Source organism: Escherichia sp. Marseille-Q3837, assembly GCF_916618735.1.
Lineage (GTDB): Bacteria > Pseudomonadota > Gammaproteobacteria > Enterobacterales > Enterobacteriaceae > Escherichia > Escherichia ruysiae.
In genome coordinates this window covers 3,454,170-3,474,354 of the sequence record NZ_CAKAKC010000001.1, presented here as the reverse complement: position 1 = coordinate 3,474,354, position 20,185 = coordinate 3,454,170, and the positions used below count along the sequence as shown (strand labels likewise).

20 protein-coding genes are annotated in these 20,185 nt (G+C 48.4%); 7 read left to right on the top strand and 13 right to left on the bottom strand.

The annotated features are described in order from the left end of the window. Positions 1-21: 21 nt before the first annotated feature. A complete protein-coding gene (locus tag LG381_RS16705) occupies positions 22-369 on the bottom strand; it encodes a DUF488 domain-containing protein (protein ID WP_010345838.1) in 348 nt (115 codons plus the stop codon). A gap of 54 nt (positions 370-423) precedes the next feature. Continuing rightward, positions 424-1,605 carry a 2-nitroimidazole transporter gene (gene nimT / locus LG381_RS16700; protein WP_222680510.1) on the bottom strand — a complete coding sequence of 394 codons (1,182 nt, stop codon included), beginning with the start codon at positions 1,603-1,605 and terminating at the stop codon, positions 424-426. A gap of 96 nt (positions 1,606-1,701) precedes the next feature. Between nimT and LG381_RS16695 the strand changes: the two genes are divergently transcribed. Continuing rightward, complete coding sequence (locus LG381_RS16695; RefSeq protein WP_222680511.1) at positions 1,702-2,496, top strand: helix-turn-helix transcriptional regulator; 795 nt, start codon at positions 1,702-1,704, stop codon at positions 2,494-2,496. Here LG381_RS16695 and LG381_RS16690 read toward each other — a convergent pair. Further along, positions 2,480-2,926 carry a DUF441 domain-containing protein gene (locus tag LG381_RS16690; protein WP_000460713.1) on the bottom strand — a complete coding sequence of 149 codons (447 nt, stop codon included), beginning with the start codon at positions 2,924-2,926 and terminating at the stop codon, positions 2,480-2,482. The genes LG381_RS16695 and LG381_RS16690 overlap by 17 nt on opposite strands. A 169-nt stretch (positions 2,927-3,095) precedes the next feature. Here LG381_RS16690 and yoaI point away from each other — a divergent pair, with 169 nt between their 5' ends. Next, positions 3,096-3,200 carry a small membrane protein YoaI gene (yoaI, locus tag LG381_RS16685; RefSeq protein WP_077629632.1) on the top strand — a complete coding sequence of 35 codons (105 nt, stop codon included), beginning with the start codon at positions 3,096-3,098 and terminating at the stop codon, positions 3,198-3,200. On the opposite strand, the gene yeaK is transcribed toward yoaI, so the two are convergent. The 5 genes from yeaK to yeaG form a co-directional block, all read right to left on the bottom strand. Continuing rightward, positions 3,201-3,704 (bottom strand): mischarged aminoacyl-tRNA deacylase, encoded by a 504-nt coding sequence (yeaK, locus tag LG381_RS16680; protein ID WP_000138047.1) that lies wholly within the window; start codon positions 3,702-3,704, stop codon positions 3,201-3,203. Positions 3,705-3,746: 42 nt separating this feature from the next. Next, entirely contained in the window at positions 3,747-5,237 is a 1,491-nt protein-coding gene (dgcJ, locus tag LG381_RS16675) for a diguanylate cyclase DgcJ (protein ID WP_024212380.1), read from the bottom strand. 180 nt (positions 5,238-5,417) lie between these two features. Next, the gene (locus tag LG381_RS16670) at positions 5,418-6,761 is read right to left on the bottom strand and encodes a GGDEF domain-containing protein (RefSeq protein ID WP_077629633.1); all 1,344 of its coding nucleotides are present in this window, start codon (positions 6,759-6,761) and stop codon (positions 5,418-5,420) included. Between the two features lie 280 nt (positions 6,762-7,041). Then, entirely contained in the window at positions 7,042-8,325 is a 1,284-nt protein-coding gene (locus tag LG381_RS16665; protein ID WP_000219690.1) for a YeaH/YhbH family protein, read from the bottom strand. Positions 8,326-8,447: 122 nt separating this feature from the next. Next, complete coding sequence (gene yeaG, locus LG381_RS16660) at positions 8,448-10,382, bottom strand: protein kinase YeaG (protein ID WP_001019859.1); 1,935 nt, start codon at positions 10,380-10,382, stop codon at positions 8,448-8,450. Positions 10,383-10,817: 435 nt separating this feature from the next. Here yeaG and mipA point away from each other — a divergent pair, with 435 nt between their 5' ends. Together mipA and yeaE are read left to right on the top strand one after the other, a co-directional pair. Further along, positions 10,818-11,564: a scaffolding protein MipA gene (gene mipA, locus LG381_RS16655; protein ID WP_000163784.1), complete on the top strand. Its 747-nt coding sequence runs from the start codon at positions 10,818-10,820 to the stop codon at positions 11,562-11,564. A gap of 89 nt (positions 11,565-11,653) precedes the next feature. Continuing rightward, positions 11,654-12,508 carry a methylglyoxal reductase YeaE gene (yeaE, locus tag LG381_RS16650; protein ID WP_001186367.1) on the top strand — a complete coding sequence of 285 codons (855 nt, stop codon included), beginning with the start codon at positions 11,654-11,656 and terminating at the stop codon, positions 12,506-12,508. Positions 12,509-12,557: 49 nt separating this feature from the next. Here yeaE and LG381_RS16645 read toward each other — a convergent pair whose 3' ends face one another. After that, on the bottom strand, positions 12,558-13,442 hold the full coding sequence (locus LG381_RS16645) for a D-hexose-6-phosphate mutarotase (RefSeq protein ID WP_225762668.1): 885 nt from the start codon (positions 13,440-13,442) through the stop codon (positions 12,558-12,560). An 83-nt stretch (positions 13,443-13,525) separates the two neighbouring features. Then, positions 13,526-14,521 (bottom strand): glyceraldehyde-3-phosphate dehydrogenase, encoded by a 996-nt coding sequence (gapA, locus tag LG381_RS16640; RefSeq protein ID WP_000153502.1) that lies wholly within the window; start codon positions 14,519-14,521, stop codon positions 13,526-13,528. A 341-nt stretch (positions 14,522-14,862) separates the two neighbouring features. Between gapA and msrB the strand changes: the two genes are divergently transcribed. Together msrB and LG381_RS16630 are read left to right on the top strand one after the other, a co-directional pair. Then, positions 14,863-15,276 (top strand): peptide-methionine (R)-S-oxide reductase MsrB, encoded by a 414-nt coding sequence (msrB, locus tag LG381_RS16635; protein ID WP_001284610.1) that lies wholly within the window; start codon positions 14,863-14,865, stop codon positions 15,274-15,276. 41 nt (positions 15,277-15,317) lie between these two features. Continuing rightward, a complete protein-coding gene (locus tag LG381_RS16630) occupies positions 15,318-15,590 on the top strand; it encodes a YeaC family protein (protein ID WP_010345857.1) in 273 nt (90 codons plus the stop codon). Between the two features lie 156 nt (positions 15,591-15,746). On the opposite strand, the gene pncA is transcribed toward LG381_RS16630, so the two are convergent. From pncA to sppA, 3 genes are all read right to left on the bottom strand, one after another. Further along, a complete protein-coding gene (pncA, locus tag LG381_RS16625) occupies positions 15,747-16,388 on the bottom strand; it encodes a bifunctional nicotinamidase/pyrazinamidase (RefSeq protein WP_032225329.1) in 642 nt (213 codons plus the stop codon). 10 nt (positions 16,389-16,398) lie between these two features. Beyond that, on the bottom strand, positions 16,399-17,415 hold the full coding sequence (gene ansA / locus LG381_RS16620) for an asparaginase (protein WP_225762667.1): 1,017 nt from the start codon (positions 17,413-17,415) through the stop codon (positions 16,399-16,401). A gap of 166 nt (positions 17,416-17,581) precedes the next feature. Continuing rightward, entirely contained in the window at positions 17,582-19,438 is a 1,857-nt protein-coding gene (gene sppA / locus LG381_RS16615) for a signal peptide peptidase SppA (protein WP_001259798.1), read from the bottom strand. Positions 19,439-19,599: 161 nt separating this feature from the next. On the opposite strand from sppA, the gene LG381_RS16610 reads away from it, so the two are divergent. After that, the gene (locus LG381_RS16610) at positions 19,600-20,151 is read left to right on the top strand and encodes an NAD(P)H nitroreductase (protein ID WP_000339273.1); all 552 of its coding nucleotides are present in this window, start codon (positions 19,600-19,602) and stop codon (positions 20,149-20,151) included. Positions 20,152-20,185: the final 34 nt, after the last annotated feature.

Here is a 20,185-nt window from a genome sequence, read left to right as displayed (position 1 = left end):
CCGCCGGATGCCAGGCTAAAATCACAAGCTTCGCAGCCAGTCGGCCAGCACCAGCGCATGGTTTTGCGTGGTATTTTTTGCTGAGTAGAGCAGGGTCAGCGGCTGTTTTTGGGCGATTTCCGCCAGCCGCTTCCCTTCTGGCTCGTGTTGCGCCAGTTCTGCAATATATTGTTCGCGAAAGGTTTTAAAATCGATCGCTTCGCCGTGAAAGGCTTTGCGCAGTTCCGTTGACGGCGTGATCTCTTTGTCCCACTCATCAAGTGCTAAGTCTGTTTTCTTGATACCACGCGGCCAGAGACGGTCGACCAGTACGCGATAACCATCGCTCTGTTCAGCCGGATCATAAACGCGTTTACACTGAATATTCATCGTGTTTGTTCTCCCTTTCACGCATGATTTATCACGTCACTATAGCACCGGACATCAACGAATTTCTTTGTCTCTTCCGGCGCAAAGTCCAAAAATCGCCATCAGCAGCGAAAGAATTGCGACAACAACCAGTGGCGTGGACCAGTCACCGTTAGCATCGTGTATTTTGCCCATTAGCGGCGGCCCACAAGCTGCCAGCAGATACCCGACGGATTGTGCCATACCCGAAAGAGCAGCAGCCTGATGCGCAGAGCTTGCTCGCAGTCCGATAAACGTTAGTCCAAGTATCATTGTTGCCCCGGAACCAAAACCGAAAAGCAGAGTCCAGGTGACAGCGTGTGCTGGCATAAAGCAGAGCCCAACCGCACCCACTGCGCACATTAAGGCGACCAGAGCGGCAATAACGCGCTGATCTTTCACATGATGTAAGAAAAGTGGGATCAGCAAACCGGGAGCAGCAGTGGCTAATTGCAACAAACCATGCAGCGAACCAGCCTGTGCCTCGCTGTAGCCGTGGCTGATGAGGATCGCCGGAAGCCAGCCGATAATCACGTAATAGACCAGTGAGTTGATACCGAGAAACAACGTCACTTGCCAGGCAAGCGGCGAACGCCAGATACGCCGGGTATGTAAGGCGCGTGAGGTACTCAAATTCACATGTTGTTGATTACGCCATTGCGGCAGCCATATAAATAGAGCCAGCAGAGGAAAACACATCAGCATGAGCAACGCGCCCTGCCAGCCAAAACCGTTCAAAGCCAGCGGCACCACCAGAGCTGACCCCAGCGCCGCTGCAGCGCCCATCGTCAGGGAATATGCGCCGGTAAGTCTGGCGACGGAATGGGGAAAATCGCGTTTAATGAGACCAGGTAGCAAGACATTCCCTAATGCAATCCCACAGCCAATGATAATCGTACCGCCAAATAATAAGTAAGCCGAAGGAAGAGAGCGAATTGCTATGCCAGCACAAATCAAAAGTAATGCAGCCACCAGACTGCGCTCTATACCAAAACGACGAGCCACCGACGCGGCAAGAGGGGATATCAGGGCAAAGGCTAATAAAGGTAAGGTCGTCAGTAACCCTGTTTGCGCCGTCGTCAGTGAGTAAGCGGAACGAATGGTATCCAGTAACGGTGCTACGCCGGTGAAGGTAACACGGAGTGTGGTGGCAATCATTAGAACGCCGGCTATCAGGACAATCCTGTTTTTGCCGCTTAATGAAGTTGAACGGATCATAGATATCTCATTGTTACAAGCGAGGCTGTACCTTAGCGTTTTTATTGCTATGTTGAATCAAGCTAAAATGACAAATTATCGCTAAATTCGGACAAAATGATGCACAGGTTAAATCTCAATGGTTATGAACCCGATCTTCACCATGAAACGGCGGTCGCATTTTGTATTCATGCCGGAAAGGATGAATTGACCAGTCCTGTACATCAGCACCGCAAAGGACAACTGATACTGGCGCTGCGTGGAGCCATTACCTGTACGGTGGAAAATGCGCTGTGGATGGTGCCGCCACAATATGCAGTATGGATTCCCGGTGGTGTGGAGCATAGTAATCAGGTAACAGCGAATGCCGAGCTTTGTTTTTTATTTATTGAATCCAGTGCGGTGATAATGCCGGGCAAATGTTGCTCGCTGAAAATTGCGCCTTTATGTCGTGAATTAATTTTAACGCTGGCAAAAAGAACAGCAGCTCAACGTGCTGAACCAATGACGCGCAGATTAATTCAGGTGCTGTTTGATGAACTTCCTCAGCAACCGCAACAACAGTTGCAGTTACCCGTTTCTTCACACCCCAAAATCCGCGTGATGGTGGATACGATGGCAAAAGAGCCCGTTGAATGGGGGACATTAGGGCAATGGGCAAATTTTTTTGCGATGAGTGAACGCAATCTCGCCAGATTGATAGTTAAAGAGACGGGGTTGAGCTTTCGTCAGTGGCGTCATCAGTTGCAGCTCATTCTGGCACTTCAGAGGTTAGTGAAAGGCGATAGTGTTCAGAAAGTGGCGCATATGCTGGGGTATGATTCAACAACGGCTTTTATTACCATGTTTAAGAAAGGCCTGGGGCAAACCCCAGGCCGATATATTGCGGGATTAACTACTGTTTCCCGATGATCAGGGAGACCAGACCTGCGGCAATAAGCGGACCGACCGGCACACCGCGAAACAGCGCCACGCCTAAAATCGTGCCCACCAGCAGCCCGGCAACCAGTTGCGGCTGACTGCCCATCAAGGTCACGCCGCGTCCGCCAAGCCAGGAGACAATAACGCCTACTGCAATTGCCACCAGCGATTTCCAGTTCAGAAACGAGTGAATAAGTGTCGAGGGTGGCAGTGTCCCGCTGGCTACAGGAGCCATTACGCCGATAGTCAGAATGATTATCCCGATACTCAGTCCTTGTTTTTCGATCCACGGGAAAAAGGTGCTTAACGGTGTGACGCGGACAATGATCAACACCAGAATTGAAACAGCGACAGTGGTGTTGTGGCTGATAAAGCCCAGCGCAGCTAACCCGAGCAGGATCAGCAAAGTGACATCAAACATCGTGGTTTCCTTGCCAAAAAATAATAAACCTGCCTACTTTACGCCTGCTGATGAGAGGAAGCAGAGAACAATTACGTGCTATGCATAAAAAATCAGGCAAATTGTCATCAAATTGCCATTTGTGCGCGCTAACAATAACGTGAAAACAGGTATCTCCTGGGGTAAGACCATGAACGATCAAATGCTCGTTGAGACACTGATTATCACGTCATCGTTTTTTGCCATTGCAGTTGTGCTGGTGCTGTCTGTTCTGCTTATTGAACGGAGCAGCTAGTTACGTAGTACGACGGAATTTGACCAGCTCTGGTTGTGCAATGCGTAAATAATCTGCGGTGTTCAGGATAACGGATTTATCCAGCATACCCGCATTGAAGGCGATCTCATCGAATCGCTCAAAAAGTAGCGGGTCGGCGACCAGTTTGAGTTTTGGATGGAAGCTGAATGGAGGGATAGCACCGAAGACACAGCCTGTCAGTTCATCGACTTCAGCCGGGCTGGCCAGCGAAGCACGCAACCCACCGATATGGCTGGCGAGTTGGCTAAGGTCGGCCTGTTGATCGGCAGCGAGGATCGCCAGAACATGCTGATTTACGCCATTACCTTTGACTTTACACACCAGTGCCTTAGCACCCTGACCCAAAGCGGTGCCACGAATTTCTGACACCGCTTCGCATTTACCCACCGCGTCGTGGGTAACGATGCGGAAGTTAGCGCCTTCTTGTGATAATAAAGCGATTAACCGCTGATGCGTCACGCTTCCTTTAGCCATTTCAGTCATTTCACGCTCCTGGGATTACAAGCAAACAACCACAGAAGATTATCATGAACGGCTGTTTTTGTTCTGCTTATTGACATATAAACGCTCATCGGAAGCTTTATATGCATCATGCAGCGTATCGTGTTCTTTCATCGCGTAAATACCGGAAGAGAAGCCGATCTCTTTCTGCGGCGCGATATGTTGCAGACGTTTTTCGATACGTTCAGGCAGTTGTGCTGCAATTTGCGGCGTCGAATCGACAAGAATGATACAGAATTCATCGCCACCGAGACGGATAGCATAATCGCTTTTACGAATCGACTGTTTAATCGCCTGAGCTAATAACGTAATGGCTAAATCCCCCTCCTGATGACCGAGGGTGTCATTTATTTGCTTTAACTTGTCCATGTCAATTGCAATAAACATCACCGAAGAACCGGATTGCACCAGTTTCTGCAAACGCTGCTCAAGTTCAGGCGTTAATATTTTGCGATTATACAGTCCGGTCATCGCATCACTGATATTTTCACGAGTCACGTTTTGGTACAGGCGGAAGTGCATCCGTACCATGTTGAGTAATATCAATGCTGTCAGCAGCCAGAATACAACGCTTTTCCATGATGATGTAATAAAGTAAAGAATATCAATGGATAACGAAACACGAATGCCGCCAGGCAAGTCATGGACGTAACTGACATACTGAAACAGATTATCTTCGCTCTGATTGATAATAATGTCGCGTCCCGAATCTGTATCGGTTAGCGTAACATTGAGAAAACGCCAGAGGAGAGGGCGGTCATGAGTATAAAAAATATTGCGCAGATTGTTTTTACTAATATCCAGCAACACAATACCTTTTAATTGCCCGGCAACATAGACGGGCGTCAGCAAACTCATCACGTTCTGTTTAGTACGCTGATCCTGGTAAATGCTCGATAATACGGTGCGACCGGTAAACACTTTTTCAATATCTTTACGATCAATACCAATGCTTCCTGACTGCAAGAAGGACCAGTTATTCATCGCGAAGTATTCAACATTTACCGGCTCATAAAAATAGACATAGCGATCATTGAGATCGAGATAATAGTGAAATTTCTCTTCGGCCATCCCAAGGCCGGAACCGTAATCATCCTGGTGGCGGTTACCTTCCACCGCCTGATCAAATGCCGGTAATAGCGCCGCTGCTTCGACAATTGTGTCGCAGTCAGTGGATGCAGTCTGCAATGTTCCGTGTAAATCTGCATAAGTATGGGCAGTCAGGTTTAAGCCATGGGTATTGTTGGCAGACTCAAAAGCCTCACAGATGGCCCGTCGCTGTTCTGGCGACACCTCAGACTGTTTAGCAGCAAGTGCGCGCATCACATGTGCGGCAATACTCTGATTTTGATACTTGTCGTAGAGAAAGGAGGAGTCTGCTTTCTGGACGATATAGCGCAAATAAGCACTCATTGCCCTGTCGCTGGCGACAAGTTCAAAAATAAGGAAGGAAGATGTCAGCACAATGACACTTGCGGCGATAAAATGCCGGAGCATTCTATGGTGCAATTTCATGATAAATGGCACTCCTTCGGTTAGTGAAACGAGAAAACCAGATAAAGTTCGATTGCGGCCTGGTACAGGGGCGCTAATTATACTCATCTCTGCGCCGCTGGGGAGGGGAAATTTAGGGGTATTGGTAATAAATTGTATGCCAAAGCCACGCAAAATGCATGACTGTGAATAATTTTGCACTCAAATATAATGAATAATCACTTTGTTACCGCCATCGGTTTTCGCTTCACGTAACGCTTTATCTGCTTCTGTCATGACAAGCGAGATATTACGCGTATCACCCGTGGAAAAAACACAGCCAATGCTGATGGTCATTTGTTCAGGGACATTATATCTATTACTAAAACCGGTCAGGAGCTCGACATTTTTACGCACCCGATCGGCGATAATTTTTGCCTGGGCGGTATTCAATTCGGTAAATATCAAGCCAAACACTTCACCATCCAGACGTGCGAAGATGTCATCGGGGCGGATACTTTGCTGGATAATATCGACAATTGAAACCAGAACTTTATCGCCCACATGATGACCCCATTGAGCATTTATGCGTTTGAACTGGTTAATATCTACCAGCATAATACAAAAATCCTTCACAACAGGGCGAGAGAGTAATGACTCTACACTGTTGAAAAAGTGACGACGGTTATAAATATTGGTTAGTACATCATGAACCGCCAGTTTGCTGGAAAGTTGTAGTTCCTGAAATATGTTATATATCAAGAAGGTGACAACAAACAGTTTACTCGAAACCTCAATGCCACGACTGATATACCAGATGGTATAATTATATTCATCCAGAGTCAGTAGTAACAAGTTACAGCAGAGCGATGCCAGACATAATAATGCAATTGACGGCCACATCTCGCTTGCTAATTGTGTACGCATGATAATAAAAAACAGTAAACACGCCCACAGACAAACCAAAATCTTGGTGTAGTTAATTCCCCAGCTCGCCGTATGACTATCCGGACAGTAATCTACGACATATAAAGAGTAGTCAGGATTATAGCTGCTCAGGTTATGTGCCAGAAAAGGGAAAAATATAAAAGGTATCAGCGCCAGCAACAAGATACAGGTTTTTTTCTTGTTGTTCGTCAGGATGCTATTTCGTCCATAACAGTAGAGAGCCAGTGCGGTTAAGAAAATAAAACTTAGCTGGCGAAATAGATATAATATGGAAACATCATTCGCCTTCGTCTGAATAAGGATGTTATCATTGATAGGTTTATGAATAATGAAAATAGTTTCAGTTAAATAGAAAAGGCCACTTAAAAAAGCAAGGCTTAAAATGAGTGTTGGAAAAATATCACGATTAGTGAAATATTTCATTAGCATGAAAAGAAAGATGATGGAGTTGAGGAAAAATAAAGCCACAACAACCATCAGGTAATTCATCTGTGGGATGAGTTTTACATTGGTGTTTTCATTATATAAGGTGGTGATGCAAAATAAAATTAATGTCAGTAACAAGCTGAAAATAAAAAAGCTTTGTGCTTTTAATTTTTGTGTACCCATAGGAACCATAAAAAGGAGAGCAATGTGAGTGCTGGATTTTATTGATGGCAGAGATATATGGTTTTGACCAGGATCAAATTTCTTTGCCGATAAAAAAATAATTAAAGAATACCCCTGAAAAAAAGCGTGTTAACAGAATCATTTTTTCCGAATGATTTTTTTATGGAACTAAATTCTGTAAAGCTGATGCTGACATATTTAAAACAATTGTAAGGTAATGTATGTAATAAATGAATTAATTTACAGTGAGCTAAAAATCAGCCAGGTAACAATGACCCGGCTGACTATTTTAGTCTTTAGTCGTTGCATTTTGTTTATGGAATAGCTCGCGGAACACGGGATAAATATCATCCTGATCGCGTATATGCTGCATCGCAAAGTTTTCGAAAGTAGATTGCAGATGCTCATATTCCCGCCACAATGTTTGATGAGCGCGGCGGGTAATTTCGATATAGCTGTAATAACGAACAACGGGTAACAATTTTTTCGCCAGAATCTCATGGCAAAGCGGAGAGTCATCAGCCCAGTTATCGCCGTCTGACGCTTGTGCAGCATAGATATTCCACTGCGCCGGGTTATAACGCTCTTTCACCACCTCATCCATCAGTTTCAGGGCACTGGAAACAATGGTGCCGCCAGTTTCCTGTGAGTAGAAAAACTCATGTTCATCAACTTCTTTCGCCTGGGTATGGTGGCGGATGTAAACGACTTCGACGTTCTTGTATGTTCTGCTGAGAAACAGATACAGCAATATATAAAAACGTTTGGCCATATCTTTGGTGGATTGATCCATCGAACCGGAAACGTCCATCAGGCAAAACATTACGGCCTGACTGGAGGGATCGGGGCGTTTCTCATAATTCTTGTAACGTAAATCGAAGGTGTCGATGAATGGAACGCGTTCAATTTTGGCGCGTAATTCGGCAATCTCTTTGCGCAGCCGTTCCTCCTCCAGTAATTGCGCAGGTTCACTGTTGCTGATGATGGCCAGATTTTCTTCCAGAGCATGAAGTTCCCGTCGCTTGCCTGCGGTCATCGCGGTACGCCGCGCCAGTGAGTTCTGCAATGAACGCACCACGCTGATATTGGCAGGAACGCCGTTAGCGGTGTAGCCTGCCCGATGCGTTTTATATTCGGTCAACTGGCGTTGCTGGTTTTGTTTCAGATTTGGTAAGGCTAAATCTTCAAACAGCAGGTCGAGATATTCGTCTTTCGAAATCTGGAAGACAAATTCATCCTGACCTTCACCGTCCTGGCTGGCTTGACCCTGACCACTGCCGGAGCCACCTCCGCCGCCCTGGGGACGTTCAATTCTGTCATTCTGTACAAAATGGTCATTGCCCGGATGAACGCGATGGCGCAGGCCGCCACGCCCCTGATGAAACATCGGTTCGCTAATATCTTCCGTTGGGATAGAAACGGACTCGCCGCTGTCGACGTCGGTCACCGAACGCTTATTGATGGCCTCGGAGATCGACTGTTTAATTTGCGCTTTATAACGGCGTAAAAAACGCTGGCGATTCACCATGCTTTTGTTTTTGCCGTTCAGACGCCGGTCAATAAACCAGGTCATATGCCCCCCGTACTGCATTTGCCAACAGTATGTTGCACCTGTATTGCCGGATGCGCTTTGCTTTTCCGGCCTACGGTTCGCTGTCATTGTCGGCCCGGTAACATGTGCACCGGGCCATTGTGTTAAGACGATTTACGTACGCGCAAATACCATTCGCACAGTAAACGCACCTGTTTACGGGTGTAGCCTTTTTCCATCATACGGTCGACAAAATCGTCGTGTTTCTTCTGCTCGTCGGTTGAGGTTTTGGCGTTAAACGAAATGACCGGCAACAACTCTTCGGTATTGGAGAACATTTTTTTCTCGATAACCGTGCGCAGTTTTTCGTAGCTGGTCCAGTTCGGATTGCGTCCGCTGTTATTCGCTCTGGCGCGCAGCACAAAGTTGACAATCTCGTTGCGGAAATCTTTCGGATTGCTGATCCCCGCCGGTTTTTCGATTTTCTCCAGCTCGGCGTTAAGAGATTCGCGGTCAAACAACTGACCGGTATCCGGGTCGCGATACTCCTGATCCTGGATCCAGAAATCCGCATAGGTGACATAACGGTCGAAAATGTTTTGCCCATATTCGGAATAGGATTCGAGATAAGCTGTCTGGATCTCTTTACCGATAAACTCGGCATATTTCGGGATCAGATAACCTTTCAGGAACTCCAGATAGCGTTCTGCCTGCTCTTGCGGGAACTGCTCGCGTTCAATCTGCTGTTCCAGGACGTAGAACAGATGAACCGGGTTAGCCGCCACTTCCACGTGATCGAAGTTAAACACGCGCGAGAGGATCTTAAACGCGAAACGCGTGGACAGACCATTCATCCCTTCATCGACGCCTGCGTAATCACGATATTCCTGATACGACTTGGCTTTCGGGTCGGTATCTTTCAGGCTTTCGCCATCGTAAACGCGCATCTTTGAATAAATGCTGGAGTTTTCTGGCTCTTTCAGGCGCGAAAGAATGGAAAAACGAGACAGCGTTTCCAGCGTGCCAGGCGCGCATGGGGCGTGAGTCAGTTCACTGTGATTAAGCAGTTTCTCGTAGATTTTGATCTCTTCGGAAATGCGTAAGCAATACGGAACCTTCACGATATAGACACGGTCGAGGAAGGCTTCGTTGTTCTTGTTATTACGGAAAGTGACCCATTCGGATTCGTTCGAGTGAGCGAGAATAATCCCGTTAAATGGCAGGGCGGAGATACCTTCCGTCCCGTTGTAGTTACCTTCCTGGGTGGCGGTCAACAGGGGATGCAGCACTTTGATCGGTGCTTTAAACATCTCGACAAATTCCATGATCCCCTGGTTTGCACGGCACAGCGCACCGGAATAACCATAGGCGTCCGGATCGTTTTGCGCGTAGTGTTCGAGCTTCCGAATATCGACTTTCCCTACCAGCGCGGAGATGTCCTGGTTATTCTCATCGCCCGGTTCCGTTTTGGCGATGGCAATTTGTTGCAGAATAGACGGCCAGACCTTCACAACCCGGAATTTTGTGATGTCACCACCAAACTCATGCAGACGCTTCGCAGCCCACGGCGACATGATGGTGCCGAGATAACGGCGAGGAATGCCATACTCTTTTTCCAGAATCTGCGCATCTTCCTGTGGATTGAACAGACAGAATGGATGATCGTTGACCGGGCTACGCTCACCATTGGCGCTCAATACATAAATAGGCACGAGCTGCATTAATGATTTCAGTCGCTCAGCAAGCGATGATTTACCCCCACCTACAGGCCCCAGCAGATACAGGATTTGTTTCTTCTCTTCCAGCCCCTGAGCCGCGTGTTTCAGATAAGAGACAATCTGTTCAATCGCGTCTTCCATGCCGTAAAACTCTTCAAACGCCGGATAACGTGCAATGACCCGGTTGGAAAAGAGTCGAGAAAGTCTGGGTTCCTGGGCCGTATCGACCATGATCGGCTCACCAATAGCCATCAATAGCCGCTCAGCCGCGTTGGCATAAGCACTGCGATCTTGCCGACAAGTGGTAAGAAACTCCTGCAGTGTGAACTCTTCGTCCTTGGCAGCTTCATATCGCTGGCGATAGTGATCGAATATATTCATGGTATGCCGTCCTTTCGTTTTTTAGCACAGGTTAAGAGCCGTTCATATGAATAGTAGAGGCTCCCGGAAGAGGTAAACTGAACGACGTCGCTTGCTAAAACACAGCAACTCTCATGCCATCTTACCGATTGTGAGAACAACGTGCCCGGTGATACACCTTCAAAATTAAGCGTAGATGGCAATTGGAAAACTTGCCTGCATGGCTTTCTGGATTTCAATGGCATATCAACAACTCATCCATAAAAATTGCATAATTAATGTAAAGAATATTGCCGCCAGTAACGCAAAATTCATTCAGGTGTAAGCCCGATGTCATCAGCGTCAGGAAAATTAAACAGTTACCTTTAGAAATGAAAATGTAAAAAGGTTGGGTTTCGATGTATTGACGGGTAAACTTTGTCGCCCGCTAAACATTTGTTTAAGGAATGATTAATTGTGACCAAACTCAAACTTCTGGCACTTGGAGTGCTTATCGCAACGTCTGCAGGCGTAGCGCACGCTGAAGGTAATTTTTCCCTGGGCGCAGGCGTAGGTGTCGTTGAACACCCCTATAAAGATTACGATACCGATGTTTACCCAGTACCAGTAATCAACTATGAAGGCGATAACTTCTGGTTCCGTGGCTTAGGTGGTGGTTACTACCTGTGGAATGACGCAACGGATAAACTTTCAATTACCGCTTACTGGTCGCCGCTCTACTTCAAAGCCAAAGACAGTGGTGATCACCAAATGCGCCACCTGGATGACCGTAAGAGCACTATGATGGCTGGTCTGTCCTACGCACACTTTACCCAGTACGGTTATCTGCGTACCACCCTGGCAGGAGACACACTGGATAACAGCAACGGTATCGTGTGGGATATGGCCTGGTTGTACCGTTACACCAACGGCGGCCTGACCGTGACTCCGGGTATCGGTGTGCAGTGGAACAGCGAAAACCAGAACGAATACTATTATGGCGTATCGCGCAAAGAGTCCGCTCGCAGCGGTCTGCGTGGCTATAACCCGAATGACAGCTGGAGTCCTTACCTGGAGCTGAGTGCCAGCTACAACTTCCTCGGCGACTGGAGTGTTTACGGCACCGCACGCTACACCCGCCTGTCTGATGAAGTTACTGACAGCCCGATGGTGGATAAATCCTGGACTGGTCTGATTTCTACCGGGATCACCTACAAATTCTGATAATGCATCTTTCCAGGGCATTTTGTGCATAAAAACAGGGCGTCACGCCCTGTTTTGCATTACGGTGGTGCAAAAACCGGGAGGAAACAATGCAACAAAAAATGATTCAGTTCAGTGGCGATGTCTCACTGCCAGCCGTAGGGCAGGGAACATGGTATATGGGCGAAGACGCCAGTCAGCGCAAAACAGAAGTTGCTGCACTACGCGCGGGCATTGACCTCGGTTTAACCCTCATTGATACCGCCGAAATGTATGCCGATGGCGGTGCCGAGAAGGTGGTCGGTGAAGCATTAACCGGTCTGCGTGATAGAGTCTTTCTCGTCTCTAAAGTCTATCCGTGGAATGCTGGCGGACAAAAAGCGATTAACGCATGTGAAGCCAGTTTACGCCGCCTCAATACTGATTATCTCGATCTTTACTTATTACACTGGTCTGGCAGTTTCGCTTTTGAAGAGACTGTCGCAGCAATGGAAAAATTGATCGCCCAGGGAAAAATCCGCCGCTGGGGCGTTTCTAACCTTGATTATTCTGACATGCAGGAGCTCTGGCAGGTGCCGGGTGGAAATCAGTGTGCCACTAATCAAGTGCTTTATCATCTCGGCTCGCGAGGGATTGAGTATGATCTACTCCCCTGGTGCCAACAACAGCAAATGCCAGTGATGGCTTACAGTCCGTTGGCGCAGGCCGGGCGCTTACGTAATGGTTTGCTAAAAAACGCAGTGGTCAACGAAATAGCTCATGCTCACAATGCCACTGCCGCGCAAGTGTTGCTGGCGTGGGTAATCAGCCATCAGGGCGTGATGGCGATTCCAAAAGCGGCAACTATCGCCCATGTTCAACAAAATGCAGCTGTGCTTGAGATTGTGCTTTCGTCAGAGGAATTAGCCATGCTGGACAACGCGTATCCGGCACCAAAAGGCAAAACTTCGCTGGATATGGTGTGATGTTGGGAAATGCCGGATGCATCGCACCCGGCACATAAACTAGCACAAATTAACGTTTGGCAACGCGAATGGATTGTGCCAGATGGGAAGGTTTCTCTTTAGTCACTTTTTGAGTTTCTGAAGCGTAAGCTGTTTCTACACAAACAAAAGTCTTGTAGCCATCATCCGGCATATCGCCCATGCTGACTGAAAGTGCCGGGCCAGGGTTCCAGCCGACGACGTTCAGATGATGCTGGTGACCAACGGTAATAGTACGATTCAACGCTTCGTCATTAATCACACTGCAATCTTGCGGATTCAGATACACGCGATCGGTACGATCAGGGAAGGTCTGAATACCGTCGATCAGTACATCTTCTTTCGCGTCGTTCACTTTATCAATGAAGCGATCGCCCAGACCACTGACGCTTACCTTAGCAATATCACCCACGTTAAAGTAAGTATGCAGAGCAGAGGTGGTTTCAAATTCGCCGTGCGCTTCAAGATCGATTTCACAGGTTTCACCCACGCGGAAATGCGCTAACAGCGTAAAGTCGTGCGGCCAGTATTTTTTTGTCTCGTCGCTTTGCGTCAGTTCGAAAGTCAGTGTCACGCTATCGGCATCTTCACTATGCGATTTCAGCGTCCACGGCAGAATACGGGCAAAACCGTGCGCAGGCAGACCTTGTTGTGCTGCCGGACCAAACCACGGCCAGCAAACCGGCACGCCACCGCGAATGGCGACGCCATTTTTGAATGGAGTGTTATTGCTCAACCACAGGACGTCTTCTTCACCCGCAGGTTTCCACGAGAGAAGGTGTGCGCCCTGTAATGTAAAAGAGGCTTTTACCTGGGGATGTTCGACCACAATAAGGTCCAGTTCATCCAGTTTACGACGGGAGAGGACAGGGGAAATTTGTTCGATGACCGGAAGGGCAAAAATTTTCTTAATCATGACGCAGTCCTTTAACTTCATTTCATCAGGTAAAAAAAAGAGCGACCGAAGTCGCTCTTTTTAGATCACAAAGTCATCTCAACTTATTTGGAGATGTGAGCGATCAGATCCAGAACTTTGTTGGAGTAACCGGTTTCGTTGTCGTACCAGGATACCAGTTTCACGAAGTTGTCGTTCAGAGCGATACCCGCTTTAGCATCGAACACGGAAGTGCAAACTTCGCCGTTGAAATCGGTAGATACTACGTCATCTTCGGTGTAGCCCAGAACGCCTTTCATTTCGCCTTCAGCAGCAGCTTTAACGGCAGCTTTGATCTGCTCGTAAGTTGCAGCTTTTTCCAGACGAACGGTCAGGTCAACTACGGATACGTTCGGGGTTGGAACGCGGAACGCCATACCAGTCAGTTTGCCATTCAGTTCTGGCAGTACTTTACCTACAGCTTTAGCAGCACCGGTAGAGGACGGGATGATGTTCTGAGAAGCGCCACGGCCGCCGCGCCAGTCTTTGTGAGACGGACCATCAACGGTTTTCTGAGTAGCGGTAGTAGCGTGAACGGTGGTCATCAGACCTTCGATGATGCCGAAGTTATCGTTGATAACTTTAGCCAGCGGAGCCAGGCAGTTGGTGGTGCAGGAAGCGTTGGAAACGATGTCCTGGCCAGCATATTTGTCGAAGTTAGCGCCTTTAACGAACATCGGAGTGTTGTCTTTAGACGGACCAGTCATAACCACTTTTTTCGCACCAGCGGTGATGTGTTTACGAGCAGTTTCGTCAGTCAGGAACAGACCAGTTGCTTCAGCGACAACGTCAACACCAACTTCGTCCCATTTCAGGTTAGCCGGATCACGTTCAGCGGTAACACGGATTTTTTTACCGTTAACGATCAGATGACCGTCTTTCACTTCAACGGTGCCGTCGAAACGACCGTGAGTGGAGTCATATTTCAGCATGTATGCCATGTAATCAGCGTCTAACAGGTCGTTGATTGCAACGATCTCGATGTCAGAACGTTTCTGAGCAGCACGGAAAACAATGCGACCGATACGGCCAAAACCGTTGATACCTACTTTGATAGTCATATATTCCACCAGCTATTTGTTAGTGAATAAAAGGTTGCCTGTAAAATTACAAAAACCTTACGCAGCGTCAAGCGGAATCGTGTCAATCATTGCGACAAATCAATCCTGTGCCTAAGCATTACGCGACTGACTCGCCTCACTCTTCCTTTGGGCTTGAGACCACATGGGGTCGGCGCCCCGAATTTTAAAGGGCAATTACGATAAAAATGTGATTTTTATCACGTTTTAAGTGCTGCCATTTCGTTGAGATCAAGTTTAGAACAAAATTTTGCGAGTTGGTGTTAATGTTTTGTTAGAATAAGTCACGTAATGTGAGCGTGATTGAAGTGAGATGTGAGCAAATGGCTAACAAACCTTCGGCAGAAGAACTGAAAAAAAATTTGTCCGAGATGCAGTTTTACGTGACACAGAATCACGGGACGGAGCCGCCATTTACTGGACGTTTATTGCATAATAAGCGCGACGGCATTTACCACTGTTTGATCTGCGACGCCCCTCTGTTTCATTCTCAAACCAAGTATGATTCAGGCTGTGGCTGGCCCAGTTTTTATGAGCCGGTGAGTGAAGATTCAATCCGTTATATCAAAGACTTGTCACATGGAATGCAGCGGATAGAAATTCGTTGTGGAAACTGTGATGCTCATCTGGGGCATGTTTTTCCCGACGGCCCACAACCCACAGGCGAACGCTATTGTGTTAACTCGGCATCATTGCGTTTTACTGATGGCGAAAATGGCGAAGAAATCAACGGTTGAAAAAACGATTCAGCAACTTATTCCACAGGAGCGGGAAAATTATGAATCTTGATGAAATAATCAACAGCATGACGCCTGAGGTTTACCAGCGTTTATCGACAGCCGTTGAACTGGGTAAATGGCCAGACGGTGTTGCCTTGACGGAAGAACAAAAAGAGAACTGTCTGCAACTGGTGATGCTGTGGCAAGCCCGTAACAATACCGATGCGCAGCATATGACTATTGATACGAACGGCCAGATGGTCATGAAGAGCAAACAACAGTTGAAAGAAGATTTTGGTATCACGGCAAAACCAATTGCCATGTTTAAGTGAATGAATTGTCCCCTTTGTAGCGCGTTTACGAAGGGAGGGGATAATCTTTACTGTCACGTGTTGGTTGTTTGATTTAACAACCAACATGCCAGAGGCACCGCTGCCGCACTTTATTTGGCCTACAACGACAGTACAGAATTGTAGGCCTGCGTAAAATTATCCCTGCGTCTCTTCCCAGTCCGCCAGTGTATATAGCGTTGCCCCAGCCGCTGACATCTCCATAAACGCGTGCGCGCTGTCCTGTGGCTGGATATTCACGCCGCGACAGCCATCGGTAATCACGTTCACGCTATAACCTGACTGCAACGCGTCCAGCACGGTAAACTTCACGCAATAGTCGGTCGCCAGACCCATAACGATCAATTCATTGATTTCATGATCGCGCAACCAGTCATCAAGCGCGGTTTTCTGCCGACGGCCGTTATCAAAAAAAGCACTGTAACTGTCAACTAAAGGGTTTTCGCCTTTATGGAACACGGCTGCGATCGCTTTTTGATTCAGTAACGGATGTAATTGTGCGCCTTCACTGTTCTGCACACAGTGTTCAGGCCAGAATGTTTGCGCCAGGCCGTCGAGTTGTCCCTGCGTATAAGGCTCTACACCGTGCTGGCGGGCAAAGCTGCCATGATCAGCCGGGTGCCAGTCCTGACTGGCAATAACCGCTTCTCCGCGCGACTGGCACCAGTCAATCAGGCGGTTAGCAACATCCACTGTGCTGTCACCTTCCGGTACGGCGAGCGCGCCACCAGCACAGAAATCATTTTGTAAATCGACCAGTAACAGGGCGCGATGGGGCATTGCAGTCTCCTTAATCATCCGGCGTCAGTTCGCCGCGCAGGTTTTGGCTCATGGCCTTGCGAATGGTTTCGGTATCCAGTCCCTGGCTAAGCAGGTAGTGCAGTTTGGTTAATGTGGCTTCTACAGTCATATCCGCGCCGCCAATAACGCCGGCATGGGCGAGGGCATTACCGGTAGCATAACCGCCCATGTTCACTTTACCGGACATACATTGTGTCAGGTTGACCACCACAATACCGCGATCGCTGGCCTCTTGTAATTCTTGCAGGAAGGCTTTGTTTTGGGGCGCATTGCCCACGCCATATGAGCGCAAAATCAACGCTTTCACCGGTTGACGGAGGAAATTGCGCACAACGCCAGCAGAAATCCCCGGATAAATTGTTACCACGCCGATCGGTTGTGGCGTGATTGGATGAACGATCAGTTCACCTTCGCCGTGCGGTGCTGGTGGCGTATTTAAACGACGGATGTGAATACCCGCTTCCAGCAATGGAGGAAAATTTGGTGACGCGAAGGCATCAAAACCATCGGCATGGGCTTTGGTGGTGCGGTTACCGCGATACAGACGGTTATTAAAAAAGAGTGTTACTTCGTTGATCGGGTAATTCGCCGCAACGTATAACGCATTCAACAGATTGATTTGTCCGTCAGAGCGTAACTCGGCTAATGGAATTTGTGACCCTGTCACAATGACCGGTTTGCCGAGATTCTCGAGCATGAACGACAGCGCAGAAGCGGTATAGGCCATCGTATCGGTGCCGTGCAGAATGACAAAACCATCATAGTCGTCATAGTGCGCTTTAATATCTTCAGCAATATGCTGCCAGTCTTCCGGCGTCATATCAGAAGAATCCATCAGCGGCGTATATTCATGAATAGTGAAATCTGGCATCTCCGGGCGATGGAACTCCGGCATCAGCGCCAGTTGGCGTTGTAGATGACCTGACACCGGAATATAACCCTGCTCGGAACGCTGCATCCCGATGGTTCCGCCCGTGTAGGCGACATAGATAGATTTCTTTTGCATGATATTGATATGAATGATGTAGAAAGAGCAAAAGTATATACGTGAGGCAGGGGGAGCGCACCTGATACTATGCGGATAAGGAAATATGGGGCGAAACAGCGGGAAGGGGGATTCGTAGACGTAAAAAATAAGTGGCCGACGATCTGTCGACCACTCAGTACAAGACTTAACGCACGTTGGCGCAGGTCAGGCAAAACGCATAACGGTTTTGCGGATCGTTAAACGCTGCCAGCTTGTCGCTTTCGCTTTTTACGGTAGAGGCTACCGAGGCCAGCGGGGCAGGTAACATGGCCTGAAGCGCATCTGGCAACATCGCCCGGACAGAACCTGACATGTTGTCCATCACTTTGTCGAAGAAGGTCGGTTCATCGACGTAATATTCCAGATGCCACTGCTTCAGTTTTGCCAGTTCTGCCGCTTTTGCGACCGCATCATCGAAATCACCGAGGCTATCGACCAGGCCGTTAGCTTTCGCATCCTGACCCGTCCAGACGTGCCCCTGAGCGATTTTATCAATCTGTTCCGGCGTCGATTTGCGCGCATCGGCAACCAGCGTGATAAAGCGTTTGTAGCCATTCTCAATGCTTAGCTGCATCATCTGCTGCGCTTCCGGCGGCAGTGCTTTAGTGATGGAAACATCCGCCAGCGGTGAAGTTGAGACGCCATCGGTATGAACACCAATCGAATCCAGACTGTTTTCTACGGTGGTGATCACGCCGAAAATACCAATAGAGCCGGTCAGGGTGCTGGGGTTAGCCACAATGTAATTAGCCGGAGTGGAGATCCAGTAGCCACCGGATGCCGCCATGCCGCCCATTGACACAACCACAGGTTTGCCCGCTGCTCTGGCTGCTGCCAGTTCAGAGCGGATCACCTCAGAAGCCGTAACGCTGCCACCAGGGCTATTAACGCGCAGAACAATTGCTTTCACTTTTGGATCAAGACGAGCATCGCGGATTTGTGCCGCAGTGGTATCACCGCCTACATTCCCCTGAGTTTCCTCGCCATCCATAATTGCACCATTGGCAAACACTACACCAATGCCGTCACCGTTATCTGCCGGCGTTTTCAATGCGTAATCGTAATAGCTAATGGCGCGATAATTTTTATCAGCCTTACTCCAGCCAAACTCTTTGGTCAGGGCTTTTTCGATTTCGGCACTTGACGCCAGCGCATCCACCAGTTTGTTATCCAGCGCATATTTCGCGGTATCGCCGCCAGTTTTGGTTAAACCATCAAGCAAACCTTGCGCCCCAGGGAATACCTGCTGGGCAGGGATCTGGCGGTTAGCGGCAACGGTATTAAGATAGTTTTGCCACAGCTCACCAATCCAGCGGCTGTCAGCTTCGCGGGCTGCCGGTGACATATCATCACGAATAAACGGTTCAACGGCAGATTTATACGTGCCTACGCGAAACACATGAGTGGAAACTTTTAACTTATCCAACAACGATTTGTAGTACAGACCGTTGGTGGCAAGGCCATGCAGATCGACCACACCCTGCGGGGAAAGCCAGATTTTATTGGCGAAACTGGCAAGATAATACTGCCCCTGACTGTAGTTCTCGCCAATGGCATAAACCGGTTTACCGCTGTCACGAAACTCTTTCAGAGCTTTGCCGATGTACTGCATGGAAGGCTGATCGCCGCCCGCGAAGTTTTTCAGATCCATCACGATACCGGTGATATTGCGGTCGTCCTTCGCCTGGCGAATGGTGTTGACGATATCAAACAGCGAGTTTTCCTGCAGACGATCGGAACTGGCACCAAGCAACTGACGACTTAACTTACTAAACCGCTGCGAACTGTCGGGCTTATCGACGATCACACCAGAAATATCAAGCAGCAGCGCGCCACGGCTGGCGGTTTCTTTCGAATCACCACCGCTGACTTGCATCCAGATCCCCACGCCAACCAGCACGAGAAAAATAAAGAACAGGTTAAGTACCATTTCACGGACGAAATTCAGCAGACGCCACGTCCATTTAAAAAATCCGGCAATAAATCGCCAAAGGGTTCGCATGTATTCTCCCAGACTAAAAGTTACACCTGTTACAGGTGCAAGTGATGTGGTTATCGTAATGACCCAACCGGCACTTGTCAGCAGGAATCATGGACTGTGCTGTAACAAAATCCACTCTCGTGTTAATTTTGTGAATAAACATCATGACAGGAGTTAATCAAATGGATGCACTCGAACTATTGATCAACCGCCGTAGCGCCTCCCGTCTGGCTGAGCCAGCGCCAACGGGTGAGCAACTGCAAAATATCCTGCGCGCGGGTATGCGTGCGCCAGACCATAAATCCATGCAACCGTGGCATTTCTTTGTGATTGAAGGGGAAGGGCGTGAGCGTTTCAGTGCCGTTCTGGAGCAGGGGGCGATTGCTGCCGGTAACGATGAAAAAGCAATCGACAAAGCGCGTAATGCGCCGTTCCGGGCGCCGCTCATCATAACGGTGGTGGCGAAATGCGAAGAAAATCATAAAGTCCCGCGCTGGGAGCAGGAAATGTCGGCGGGTTGCGCGGTTATGGCAATGCAAATGGCGGCGGTTGCCCAGGGCTTTGGCGGCATCTGGCGCAGTGGCGCATTAACTGAAAGCCCGGTGGTGCGTGACGCATTCGGCTGTCGCGAGCAGGATAAAATTGTCGGATTTCTCTATCTCGGTACGCCACAACTGAAAGCGTCAACATCGATAAACATTCCGGACCCGACACCGTTTGTGACTTATTTTTGATAAAAACGGCAAAACTGTGTGGATTGTGAGCAAA

Coding starts and splice junctions, on each gene's coding strand:
- LG381_RS16705 (WP_010345838.1), bottom strand. CDS start 369: ATGAATATTCAGTGTAAACGCGTTTATGATCCGGCTGAACAGAGCGAT.
- nimT (WP_222680510.1), bottom strand. CDS start 1,605: ATGATCCGTTCAACTTCATTAAGCGGCAAAAACAGGATTGTCCTGATA.
- LG381_RS16695 (WP_222680511.1), top strand. CDS start 1,702: ATGATGCACAGGTTAAATCTCAATGGTTATGAACCCGATCTTCACCAT.
- LG381_RS16690 (WP_000460713.1), bottom strand. CDS start 2,926: ATGTTTGATGTCACTTTGCTGATCCTGCTCGGGTTAGCTGCGCTGGGC.
- yoaI (WP_077629632.1), top strand. CDS start 3,096: ATGAACGATCAAATGCTCGTTGAGACACTGATTATCACGTCATCGTTT.
- yeaK (WP_000138047.1), bottom strand. CDS start 3,704: ATGACTGAAATGGCTAAAGGAAGCGTGACGCATCAGCGGTTAATCGCT.
- dgcJ (WP_024212380.1), bottom strand. CDS start 5,237: ATGAAATTGCACCATAGAATGCTCCGGCATTTTATCGCCGCAAGTGTC.
- LG381_RS16670 (WP_077629633.1), bottom strand. CDS start 6,761: ATGGTTCCTATGGGTACACAAAAATTAAAAGCACAAAGCTTTTTTATT.
- LG381_RS16665 (WP_000219690.1), bottom strand. CDS start 8,325: ATGACCTGGTTTATTGACCGGCGTCTGAACGGCAAAAACAAAAGCATG.
- yeaG (WP_001019859.1), bottom strand. CDS start 10,382: ATGAATATATTCGATCACTATCGCCAGCGATATGAAGCTGCCAAGGAC.
- yeaE (WP_001186367.1), top strand. CDS start 11,654: ATGCAACAAAAAATGATTCAGTTCAGTGGCGATGTCTCACTGCCAGCC.
- LG381_RS16645 (WP_225762668.1), bottom strand. CDS start 13,442: ATGATTAAGAAAATTTTTGCCCTTCCGGTCATCGAACAAATTTCCCCT.
- gapA (WP_000153502.1), bottom strand. CDS start 14,521: ATGACTATCAAAGTAGGTATCAACGGTTTTGGCCGTATCGGTCGCATT.
- msrB (WP_001284610.1), top strand. CDS start 14,863: ATGGCTAACAAACCTTCGGCAGAAGAACTGAAAAAAAATTTGTCCGAG.
- LG381_RS16630 (WP_010345857.1), top strand. CDS start 15,318: ATGAATCTTGATGAAATAATCAACAGCATGACGCCTGAGGTTTACCAG.
- pncA (WP_032225329.1), bottom strand. CDS start 16,388: ATGCCCCATCGCGCCCTGTTACTGGTCGATTTACAAAATGATTTCTGT.
- ansA (WP_225762667.1), bottom strand. CDS start 17,415: ATGCAAAAGAAATCTATCTATGTCGCCTACACGGGCGGAACCATCGGG.
- sppA (WP_001259798.1), bottom strand. CDS start 19,438: ATGCGAACCCTTTGGCGATTTATTGCCGGATTTTTTAAATGGACGTGG.
- LG381_RS16610 (WP_000339273.1), top strand. CDS start 19,600: ATGGATGCACTCGAACTATTGATCAACCGCCGTAGCGCCTCCCGTCTG.